This window comes from Pedobacter sp. ok626 (genome assembly GCF_900100435.1).
In the GTDB taxonomy this organism is placed as follows: domain Bacteria; phylum Bacteroidota; class Bacteroidia; order Sphingobacteriales; family Sphingobacteriaceae; genus Pedobacter.
Genome location: NZ_FNEX01000016.1, coordinates 1 through 11575 on the forward strand (window position 1 = coordinate 1; position 11575 = coordinate 11575).

An 11575-nucleotide genomic window follows, 5' to 3' on the forward strand; every position below is an offset into this window, starting at 1 on the left:
TGTAAAATGATAGGTTTCAGATTGAGCGTCGAATGCTTGTCGCAAAGCCTTTTGTACATCGGTTCTAAAGCGATAAACCATGGTTCCATCATAAAAATCTGTGATGACCTCGTATGCATCTCGCCGAAATTGTTCTGCCAGCGTACTGGCGATCCCAAATTGAGTTGCTGCTTTGTGTGTGTTTTTAGTTTGCTGTTTTTTTGTCAACCTGGATTTGGCTGTAACCACTTGCATATTGCGATATTTCTTATAAACAGCAGGTCCTACTATGCCTGTCAGGAATTTTCCGTCGAATTTTGCCATGATCTATAGTTTTTATAAATAAACAACTGATCTAAGATAATGTTCGGATTGCGTATTACAAAATTTCAAGTTAAAAAAAATTAAAAAGGGATCATACTCCATATTTTTATAGAAAAAGTTGGAGTATAGTTGCTGTATACTTGGACTATACTTGGAGTTTTATACTACTCAGACCGGTCGCTTACTTATTTTTGTCTTATCCGTATATGTTAGTAGAAGACTCTTTAGTTGATGTTTAAGAAGCGTTAATTGTTCTGGCGCTTAAGTTCTGGTATTGACCACTTCTCAATAATTGATTGCTGTTCGTAGAAATTACGTTCGAGCTTATCGTCAATTTTAAGAAGCTCAACGTAATGAGACCAACTCAATAAGTGAGAAGGCTTCTCACTTATTGGATACTCTAAATACAAAAGTCTCATGTAAATCAGATTACTTCGGCTAAATCCCTTTCCATGAATGACACTTAAATCATCTGAAAGGTTGTTAATTAACGCCTTACCATAAGTTGCTCGTTCGGAACCACCCTGTTCAAATTCAACAATGTATTGGCCAATTTGCCAATAAGTATCAAGTAAACCGATATTCACCGCTCGAACGGCTTGATACTGGCCGTCTGTATATCTAGTTGAAATTTTGCTTACAAGATCATTATAATCTCCGTCCTGAATTATCTTACTCATATGTTTAGCATTGGACATTAAAGTTCATTAAAATCTGAAACTAAAACATCATTGTCTTGAAGTTTATCAATTAAAATACAAAAAGCCTGAGATCTTTTGAGAGGGCACTGAAAAAGTCCAGTACGAAAACGGGGGAGTTCATAAATCATGAATTGCCCCGTTTTCTTTAAGCTGTAAGTAGTTCTCTTAACTAAAATTTCCTATAGCCGATTCTAAAGGCTTCAAATTCAGTTATTACATAGCTTTATTTTTCTCGTCTATTTTTAAGCCACTTTTTCAGTGCCCTCTCTTTTGATTTCAGGCTTTTCCTTGGTTTTGATACCATCTTGGCGGAGAGTGGGGGAATTTCAAACCATGTCAGGATGGTTGACTTCTGAGTACTTTAAACGTTCCTAAGGCTTCTATTTCGTTTGTTTTGCAGCTTTAAATAATTTCTGTTTGTCAAAATTACGGCTGTTAATGGTTCACAAGCAACGATATTAAATTCTGATTTTTCTCCGCTACCAAAGCTGTTGATGTTTGTCGCGATGTCATTTTCAAAGAAGAACGCTGTGTTTTTCTTTACTCCGTCAATTTCATAATAACTTTTACAGTATCTCGAGTCAATATAAAATAAAGAATTACAGATGTGTCCTTCATGTCGTAAAAATTCATTCTTCTTATACTGTTTTTTTGATAATGCAGGTTGCAGCAATTCCCAACTTTCCTCAGAAAATACGGTTAGCGAATGAATATATTTTAAAAGATTGGCCATTTATAATCGGGGAAGAGAAAGGTAATTTATATAAATAATTGAGAGCAAGCAAATCAAGTACTTTTGATGTATGTTAGCGGAAGTACTCCATAATGGAGTGTAGGTTTTGTCCAAGCTTGCCCCAAAACTTTTCTGTTTACCCCTTAGGTGGCTGAATTTCCAGTTTCCTCTTTTCCGTATATATAAACGCCGCGTTTATAAAATCCACGAGTTGGGTGTAAAAGTATAGCATATCGGCATTTTCATCTCCCTCGGTAAATCCGACTGAGTTATTCACCCATCCCTTATAGAGTTGCCAAGCTTTTTCCCTAATGCGATGGAGATCATTGTTACCCAAAAAGTCGACCATTGTACTTAAAGGGTTTTCTAATTCATAGTCTGATAAGTTTGTTGGCTGGTAATCCAGTTTTTTCATGATGTTTTCCATAATCTTATTTTTAAATCAGTATTGAATAGTAAAATTGGTTGCTAATTGGAGGCTGTGGCTGGATTAGCAAATTCGTTATATCGCATGGCTTGTTGTGTTAACTGCGTTATTTTCTCTTCACACATTACCTTAGCAAGTGCTACAAATTCCATAATCTTATTGTATAAAAGCCAGGAGTCATCTTCGGAAATGTTAAAAGTATCTTTGTATCTCGCTCCCGAATAACTTTTAAGTAATACTTCAAAAAGTCTTTCGTCATCAGGGCTACCGGATAAGAACATTTTAATGGGGGCGTTTGAAAAGCAGGAGCAGAGGTGTAAAAGACGACGTAAATTATGCATCTCTGCTCGATAGGCGAGGTGCACCCTGATCAGTGCAATACAGGTCTGTTCTACTGCCTGATGCAGCATAAATGCGCAAACATTGTGCTGTTCAGTAATGATGCACTCATGCGCTCCGGTTAAGAAGCCGTCTGCTAATGTCATTCTGTGGTCGAAATGTTTTCTTGCTTTTATAGCGGCTTCAGTTGGAATAAAACGATTGGAAAAATCGAAAGTTGTCAGTCCATTATGACTATAAATCAATTTAGCGGTACTGCAAACCGTAATGAAAAAACGATTGTTGGCTATGATAGCTTCCTCAATGGCTTCTTTAGCATGACAGAGGATTGTAATTACACCCTGTTTGTAATTCCCATTTGTGAAATCTTGGACCTCATGATCAATTCGGGTATTGCTCTCGGTAACAAGTAGTAAGCAATAATTACAATGAAAGGTATCGGATTTTTCTTTAAAACAGCCCTCATCATCTTGGCTGTAAGCGTGTTTAAAAAAGCTAAAGATTTGAAGAGGCTTGAACTTTTGAACAAGCTGATGAATGAACTCTCTAAAGTAAATCGCGTGGTCTTCTGTTGGTGATAAGGTTTGTAGTTCCATATTGATCTCATTTAATTGGTTACAGTTTAAATGAGTCTCAAAGTAGCAGAAACAATAAATGTGGGATCTGCCAACCATGGTTACACAAAAGTTTCTGAGGCCTTAGGTCAACATGGATTTACAGCAGATCCCACATCTATGATGATGCGCAAATATAGCACATCTAAACATAGATATGGCATTACTCTGCTGTCCTGCGTTGACGGCCTCAGATTGTGTAACCGCAAGACTCTTAATAATATTTTGTTAGTGTTTTATTTCATATGTCTAATATAAGAATAAAACAACAAACTCAGTTATTCCAGGGTGAATTTATTTTCAATAATATCTTACTTATCTACTATATTAGTGAAATTTATTAATCCTACAGATAAACACTTCGGACTCTGGTTTAAAGACTTTTTGGGACATTAGTGTTTTTTTAGTATATTAAATCAAACGCAAAAACAAATGGATAAAATCATCGTCTTTCAAACTTTTTATAATCCAATAGAGGCTAATATTGTAAAATCCAGGTTAATGGATGCAGGAATACAATGCTTTCTTTCTGATGAGAATACAATTACCATCAATCCTTTGTATACCCAGGCTTTAGGAGGTGTTAAGCTGCACTTATTTGAAAGAGATGTTGAAGATGCAAAAAGTATTCTCAAGGACGAAAACGTTGAAATCGACTTAGAAGAGATAGAGGGGGCAGAGGTATGCCCCAATTGTGGCTCTACCAATGTGGGTTATGTGCAAGCTACAAAAAAACGTTTTGGAATATTTACTGTAATTGTTTCAGTCCTGTTAGCCGTATATCCTTTTCATGCAAAGAAAACCTACCACTGCTTTAACTGCGAACACGAATTTTAAATTATAAAAGATAAATGTAAAAAAATAGGGGGTTTTACCATTGGTAAAACCCCCTATTTAATTTATATCAATTGCTGACTAAGCGTTTTTAGCTGCAGCTTCTCTGCGGATGATATTTAAAGCACCACCTGCTTTAAACCAATCGATTTGCTGTGCATTGTAGCTATGATTAACAGCAATCTCTTCTTTAGAGCCATCAGCATGGTGTAATACCAAAGTTAATGGAACATCAGGAGTGAAAGTTGTTAAACCAACGATGTCAATTGTATCATCCTCAAGGATTTTATCGTAATCCTCTTTGTTGGCAAACGTTAAACCAAGCATACCTTGTTTTTTAAGGTTGGTTTCGTGGATACGGGCAAAAGATTTTACCAATACTGCACGAACACCTAAATGACGTGGCTCCATTGCTGCGTGCTCACGGCTTGAACCTTCACCATAGTTTTCATCACCAACTACGATAGAACCAATTCCTGCTGCTTTATAAGCACGTTGAGTTGCTGGTACTGGACCGTATTCGCCAGTCAGTTCATTCTTAACGTTGTCAGTTTTCTCATTGAAGTAGTTAACTGCACCGATTAACATATTGTTAGAGATATTGTCAAGGTGACCACGGAATTTCAACCATGGACCAGCCATAGAGATATGATCCGTAGTACATTTGCCTTTTGCTTTGATCAGGAGTTTTAAGCCTTTAAGGTCTGTTCCTTCCCAAGGCGTAAATGGATCAAGTAATTGTAACCTGTGTGAAGTAGGAGATACGATTACATTTACACCATTACCATCTTCTGCTGGTTTCTGATAACCTGCATCTTCAACCGCATAACCGTTTAGAGGTAGTTCATCACCTTTTGGTGGATCTAATTTAACCTGCTCACCTTTATTGTTAGTTAAGGTATCTGTTAATGGGTTAAAGCTCAAATCACCTGCAATAGCAATTGCTGCTACAATTTCCGGAGAAGTTACAAAAGCATAGGTATTCGGGTTACCATCAGCACGTTTAGCAAAGTTTCTGTTAAACGAGTGAACGATAGTGTTTTTCTCTTGTTTTTCTGCACCTACTCTGTCCCACATACCGATACATGGTCCACAAGCATTTGTAAAGATCGTTGCATTCAAGTCTTCAAAAGTCTTCAATAAACCATCGCGGTTTGCAGTATAACGTACTTGTTCAGAACCAGGGTTGATACCAAAATCTGCTTTAGTCACTAAGCCTTTATCAATAGCTTGTTTAGCAATAGATGCTGCTCTTGATAAATCTTCGTATGATGAGTTGGTACAAGAACCAATTAAACCCCATTCTACTTTTAAAGGCCATCCGTTTGCAGTAGCTACTTCTTTCATTTTAGAAATAGGCGTAGCCAAATCTGGAGTGAAAGGACCGTTTATGTAAGGCTCAAGCTCAGAAAGGTTGATTTCAATTACCTGGTCAAAATATTTTTCTGGATCAGCATAAACTTCTGCATCACCTGTTAAGTGTTCTTTTACCGCGTTTGCAGCATCAGCAATATCAGCTCTGTTGGTTGCACGTAAATAACGCTCCATGCTCTCATCGTAACCGAAAGTAGAAGTAGTTGCACCAATTTCAGCACCCATATTACAGATGGTACCTTTACCAGTACAGCTTAGGTTTTCTGCACCTTCGCCAAAATATTCAACAATTGCACCTGTACCACCTTTAACTGTTAGGATACCAGCAACTTTAAGGATCACATCTTTTGCAGAAGCCCATCCATTCAGTTTTCCAGTTAATTTAACACCAATTAGTTTAGGGAATTTAAGCTCCCATGGCAAGCCTGCCATTACATCACAGGCATCAGCACCGCCAACACCAATCGCAACCATACCCAAACCACCTGCATTTACAGTGTGTGAGTCAGTACCGATCATCATACCACCTGGGAAAGCATAGTTTTCTAATACTACCTGGTGAATGATACCTGCACCTGGTTTCCAGAAACCAATGCCGTATTTGTTAGAAACTGAAGCTAAAAAGTCAAAAACTTCTTTACTCTCTGTATTTGCTGCCGGTAAATCAATCTCGGCACCAAACTTAGCTGTAATTAAGTGATCACAGTGAACTGTAGAAGGAACAGCTACCTGTGGTCTACCAGCTTGCATAAACTGCAATAAAGCCATTTGTGCAGTAGCATCTTGCATGGCCACACGGTCAGGAGCAAAATCTACATAATCAACACCTCTGTTGTAAGAAGTATTCGTGGTTCCCTCCCAAAGGTGGGTATAAAGTATTTTTTCTGAAAGTGTTAAAGGTCTGCCTACTAATTTACGAGCCGCCTCTACACGGGGGCCAAAGTTTGCATACACCTTTTTGATCATTTCTATATCAAAAGCCATATTTTTTAAAGATTACTGTCGGTAACAAAACAAACTAAATTAAACAATTTTTGACGGATTTTTTTTGAGAATTGTTTAATTGTGTTATTTAAAACCATTCTATGCGCATTTTGGCATGCATAAATAAAGAGGGGTATCCGATACATTGGATACCCCTCTTGGTATTATTAGCAAAATATGTGATTATTTGTTTCTTATTGTTTTGTAGAAATAGGGCTGAACTTTGTTAAATTGATTCCTTCTACGGCTATTTTGTATTCTTCGATACTCGGAATACGGCCTAAGATTGCAGAAAGAACAACTACTGGCGTAGAGGCCAATAAGGACTCTCCTTTTTTATTGTCTCTATCTTCTACCACACGACCTTGGAACAAGCGTGTAGAAGTAGCCATTACCGTATCACCTTTAGCTGCCTTTTCTTGGTTACCCATGCATAAGTTACAACCCGGGCGCTCCAGATACATGATATTCTCATATTCGGTTCTTGCCGAGCCTTTAGGTAATGCATCACTGAATTCAAATCCAGAATACTTTTGTAGGTATTCCCAATCGCCTTCTGCTTTTAATTCATCGATGATGTTGTAAGTTGGAGCAGCCACAACCAACGGTGCTTTAAATGACACTGTGCCGGTTTTTTGCTCTACATTTCTCAACATTTGAGAAACGATTTTCAAGTCGTCTTTATGCACCATACAAGAACCTACGAAACCAAGGTCTACTTTTTTATCGCCACCATAGAAAGTTAAATCCCTTATGGTATCGTGGGTATAGCGTTTAGAAACGTCTACATTATTTACATCCGGATCGGCAATCATTGGTTCTTCAATCAAATCCAAATCAATAATTACTTCCGCATAGTATTTTGCATTATCGTCTGGCATTAAAGCTGGCTTAATACCAGTTTTAATTTCTTCGATACGTTTGTTTGCTTTATTAATCAATCCTTGAAGCACTTGGTTATGGTTGTCCATCCCCTTGTCTATCATGATTTGAATGCGGTTTTTAGCAATCTCTAAAGATTGAATTAGGGTGTCATCCAGAGAAATACAGATAGAAGCCTTTGCTTTCATTTCTGCTGTCCAATCAGTAAATGTAAAGGCCTGATCTGCTAATAATGTACCAATGTGTACCTCGATGATACGACCCTGAAATACGTTTTCGCCATCAAATTGTTGCAACATTTGCAATTGTGTAGCATGAACAACGTCACGGAAATCCATGTGTTGCTTCATTTCGCCTTTGAAAGTAACTTTTACCGATTCGGGAATTGGCATCGAAGCCTCACCAGTTGCCAATGCTAACGCCACTGTACCAGAATCGGCACCGAAAGCTACACCTTTAGACATGCGAGTGTGTGAGTCGCCACCTATAATGATTGCCCATTCGTCAATTGTGATGTCATTCAATACTTTGTGAATAACGTCTGTCATTGAATGATATTCGCCTTTAGGATCACGAGCAGTAATTACACCAAAGTCATTCATAAATTTCATCAATTTAGGAATGTTTGCCTGTGCTTTTTTATCCCAAACAGACGCAGTGTGGCAACCTGATTGATAAGCACCATCAACAATTGGAGAAATAACTGTAGCAGCCATCGCCTCTAATTCTTGAGCAGTCATTAAGCCTGTTGTATCTTGAGAGCCAACAATGTTTACTTCTACACGAACATCAGAACCAGCATGTAAAACTTTACCAGGAGCTAGGCCTACAGCGTTTCTGTTGAATATTTTTTCTGCAGCCGTTAAGCCCTGACCTTCGATAGATACTTCTTTCGCTGGAGCAAATACTGTTGGCGCTTCGATGCCTAAAGTTTTAGCTGCAAAAGTTTGAATTTTTTTACCAAATACGATAGCATAAGAACCGCCAGCTTTGATAAATTCCATTTTTTGAGGAGTCAATGCTTTTGAAATATTAATCAGCTCTTGATCTCCATTATATAATTTCTGAGTCTTAGTATTGATCGTAAGAACAGTTCCAGTTTCGATAGAATAAACTTCCTCTAAAATTGGCTCATCTTTTTCATTACGAACGACATTCCCATCCTCGTCTGTTTTCTTTACCCAGTTTTTAAGGTCGATACCGATACCACCAGTTACATCAACAGTTGTTAAGAAAATTGGAGAAATACCATTGGTACCCCCCACAATTGGAGCAATGTTTACAAATGGAATATAAGGGCTAGATTTTTTTCCTGTCCAAAGTGCGACATTGTTCACACCCGACATACGTGAAGAACCCACACCCATGGTGCCTTTTTCAGCCACCAACATCACACTTTTATCTGGGTGTTGTGCTTGCAATGCCTGGATTTCCTCTTGAGCCTCTGGAGTGATCATGCACTTGCCATGCAATTCACGATCCGAACGCGAGTGAGCCTGATTACCCGGAGACAATAAATCTGTAGAAATATCTCCAATACCGGCGATAAAAGTTACCACTTTGATTTCTTCTGGTACTTCAGGAAGGTTGGTGAAAAATTCAGCATTTGCGTAACTCTCCAATATTTCTTTAGCGATCTCATTGCCATTATTGTAAGCTTCTTTCAATCGATCTGTATCTGCATCGTATAAGTAAACTTGCGTCTTAAGAACATCTGCCGCTTTCTTAGCTTTATCGCCATTGTCAGCCAATGCGATGTCTAATAAAACTTTAATAGATGGTCCGCCTTTCATGTGAGACAACAATTCGAAAGCAAAATCAGGCGTAATTTCTCTAACAACGGCTTCGCCTAAAATAATATCTTTTAAAAATTGTGCTTTTACAGCGGCCGCTGCGGTAGTGCCAGGTAGGGTATTGTATATGAAAAAATTAACAGATTCTTCTCTGCTAAGATTGTTTACACTTTTGATTTGAGTGATGATTTCACTCAATAATTCAGCTCCATCAATAGGTTTAGGGTGAAGACCTTGAGCTTTTCTGTCTTCAATCTCCTGGATATAATCGTTATAAATACTCATCTTGGTTTGTTTATTTTTGTGCGAAAACTTTGCGGATCAAAATATCCACCAGATCTTCACAAACAGAATACTGTTTTTGGCGTATTAACTCGTGATTTTTGGACAAAAAAACGAATTTCTTGTCCAAAACAAAAATAGCAAAAAACAACCTTTAAGTGCAATTTAGGCAGGTGATTAAGTAATTTGGAATCGTTCTAAATTACGATTGTTGGGTGTGAATCGCTCAGTGCTATAATGTTAAAAAACTGAAACCTTTATCAGTAAAATATTGTAGAAATCGTGGTAGTGCATATTCCAATCTATCAAATGCTTTTAAACTATCGTGAAAAACAACAATTGAGCCGCTGGTGGTGTGTTTAATTGCATTCCGATAGCATTCCTCAGGAGAAAGATTGAGGTCGAAATCGCCGGTGATGACATCCCACATGACAATTTGCATTTCAGGATAAGCGGATTTGATTTCTGAAATCTGTGATTTTTTTATCCTGCCATAAGGTGGCCGGAATAAATGAGTTTGAGTCAATTTTTGACAAGCTTTAAAATTATTAAGATAAGTCTTATCCTCAGTTTTCCAGCCTTTAAGGTGATTGAAAGTGTGGTTTCCAATCTGGTGACCGTCTTTTTTAATCTGTTCAAAAACATCAGGATGTTTAACGATATTGTCTCCGATACAGAAGAACGTAGCTTTTGCATCGAAGCTTTTTAAAGTTTTTAAAACAAAGGTTGTAACATCAGGGATGGGTCCATCGTCAAAGGTTAAATAAATAACTTTTTCACTGCGGGACTTATTCCATGTTAAAGATGGGTAATACCATTTTAGCAAAAGTGGGGATTTGACCAGGTACATGTCCAAATGTAAGTTGTTTATATTAATATTGTGAAAAAAATCTATGAAGACAATCATCTCCTATAATGCCTTATCTAAGCTCTTGCTGGCTTTATCCTTTGTTTTTCTTAGCGCTTTTCTGCAGCATGCAGTTGCTCAGGAAGTGATTACTGTGCAGCGAGCTATAGAAATAACACTAAAGAATAACCTCCAGGTTAAGCAGAGCCAATTGAACGAAAGTTTATCAGAGGAGAACTTGATTCAGTCAAAAAATGCGTTACTTCCAACGTTAAGTGCTAATTCAGGATATAATATGAATTTTGGACGTAGTCTTAATCAAACAACAAATGAGTTGCTTAGTCAGCAATATTCTAGTGTGACAGCTGGTGCATCTGCAGGACTTGGTCTATTTCAGGGTTATCAAAAAGTAAACCAGATTAAGCAAAATAAGCTATTGTTGGATGCTGATAAAACGAATACGGAAAAGGTTAAGAATGACCTTATTTTACAGGTAATTACTTCTTATTTACAGATCTTATATAATAAAGACTTTCTTGTGGCGGCCAAACAGCAGTTGGCAGTTTCTCAGCAACAATTGGCGCGCGAGCAACAATTGTTAGATGCGGGGAATAAAACTCTTGCAGACTTATCTCAGGCGAAATCTCAAGTAGCAACTTCTGAGTTAAATGTAACCAATGCGGATAATGCTTTGACTATATCTTATTTAACGTTGGCCCAACTAATGGATGTGCCTCCTACAACTTCTTACCGTGTTGAATCACCTATACTTGCTAATTATGATAAGCCAGTTGTAGTTTATAAAGCTGATGAAATTTATCAGGGCGCGTTAAGTAGTTATCCGGATATTAAACTGGCCGCATTGCGGACCGAAGCTGCTAAAAAAGGAATTGACATTGCAAAGGGTAGCTATTATCCTAGTTTATCTTTTTCTGCGGGTATGAATACCAGTTATTCGAGTGGTAGAGAAAGAGGGCTTCTTGTTAATGGGATTCCTACCACTGAACCTTACAAATTTGGAGATCAGTTTAAAGATAACTTTGGTCAAGGCTTAGGCCTAACCTTACAGATTCCAATTTTCAATGGTTTCAGTGCAAGATCTAATGTTAGAAAGGCAAAAATTAATTACCTGCAAAATCAAACTCAGGAACAGTTGGCAAAAAATAACCTGAACAAGGTGATTTATCAGGCCGTTGCTGATCTAAGGGCTGCTGAAGGTCGTTATGCTTCCACTACAAAGGCTTTCCAAGCACAGAAAGATGCCTTTGGGGTGATTGAGCAACGATATGCTGTTGGTTTAGTCAACTCCTTAGATTTTAACACCTCACAAACAAATTTAAATAAAGCAGAAATAGATATGATCCAGGCAAGATATGACATCATATTTAGAGCTAAGGTGATTGATTACTACCTTGGACAGCCGATCACATTTTAATTACTCTTGAATCAAATAAATAAAAGC

10 protein-coding genes are annotated in these 11575 nt (G+C 37.7%); 2 read left to right on the top strand and 8 right to left on the bottom strand.

Annotated features, from left to right (window positions below; translation table 11 throughout):
* From BLS35_RS20195 to BLS35_RS20215, 5 genes are all read right to left on the bottom strand, one after another.
* Window positions 1-303, bottom strand: a 303-nt coding sequence (locus BLS35_RS20195) for a hypothetical protein (RefSeq protein ID WP_139205890.1), incomplete at its 3' end; no start/stop codon positions are given.
* A gap of 245 nt (window positions 304-548) precedes the next feature.
* Window positions 549-983: a DUF1016 N-terminal domain-containing protein gene (locus BLS35_RS20200; protein ID WP_090785171.1), complete on the bottom strand. Its 435-nt coding sequence runs from the start codon at window positions 981-983 to the stop codon at window positions 549-551.
* Window positions 984-1365: 382 nt separating this feature from the next.
* Entirely contained in the window at window positions 1366-1737 is a 372-nt protein-coding gene (locus BLS35_RS20205; RefSeq protein ID WP_090784785.1) for a Crp/Fnr family transcriptional regulator, read from the bottom strand.
* 136 nt (window positions 1738-1873) lie between these two features.
* A complete protein-coding gene (locus tag BLS35_RS20210) occupies window positions 1874-2164 on the bottom strand; it encodes a hypothetical protein (RefSeq protein WP_090784788.1) in 291 nt (96 codons plus the stop codon).
* A gap of 41 nt (window positions 2165-2205) precedes the next feature.
* Window positions 2206-3099, bottom strand: a complete 894-nt coding sequence (locus BLS35_RS20215; protein WP_165973352.1) for a HEPN domain-containing protein — start codon at window positions 3097-3099, stop codon at window positions 2206-2208.
* Between the two features lie 450 nt (window positions 3100-3549).
* Between BLS35_RS20215 and BLS35_RS20220 the strand changes: the two genes are divergently transcribed.
* The gene (locus BLS35_RS20220; RefSeq protein ID WP_090784794.1) at window positions 3550-3954 is read left to right on the top strand and encodes a putative signal transducing protein; all 405 of its coding nucleotides are present in this window, start codon (window positions 3550-3552) and stop codon (window positions 3952-3954) included.
* A gap of 78 nt (window positions 3955-4032) precedes the next feature.
* Here the strand turns inward: BLS35_RS20220 and BLS35_RS20225 are convergent, their stop codons facing one another.
* The 3 genes from BLS35_RS20225 to BLS35_RS20235 all read right to left on the bottom strand — a co-directional run bounded on the left by BLS35_RS20225 (window position 4033) and on the right by BLS35_RS20235 (window position 10116).
* Complete coding sequence (locus tag BLS35_RS20225; RefSeq protein WP_090784798.1) at window positions 4033-6309, bottom strand: aconitate hydratase; 2277 nt, start codon at window positions 6307-6309, stop codon at window positions 4033-4035.
* A 194-nt stretch (window positions 6310-6503) separates the two neighbouring features.
* Entirely contained in the window at window positions 6504-9269 is a 2766-nt protein-coding gene (locus BLS35_RS20230) for a bifunctional aconitate hydratase 2/2-methylisocitrate dehydratase (RefSeq protein ID WP_090784801.1), read from the bottom strand.
* A gap of 229 nt (window positions 9270-9498) precedes the next feature.
* Window positions 9499-10116, bottom strand: coding sequence for a polysaccharide deacetylase family protein (locus BLS35_RS20235; RefSeq protein ID WP_090785173.1), 618 nt, complete (start codon window positions 10114-10116; stop codon window positions 9499-9501).
* A 43-nt stretch (window positions 10117-10159) separates the two neighbouring features.
* Between BLS35_RS20235 and BLS35_RS20240 the strand changes: the two genes are divergently transcribed.
* Complete coding sequence (locus tag BLS35_RS20240) at window positions 10160-11548, top strand: TolC family protein (protein WP_090784803.1); 1389 nt, start codon at window positions 10160-10162, stop codon at window positions 11546-11548.
* The last annotated feature ends 27 nt before the right edge of the window (window positions 11549-11575 follow it).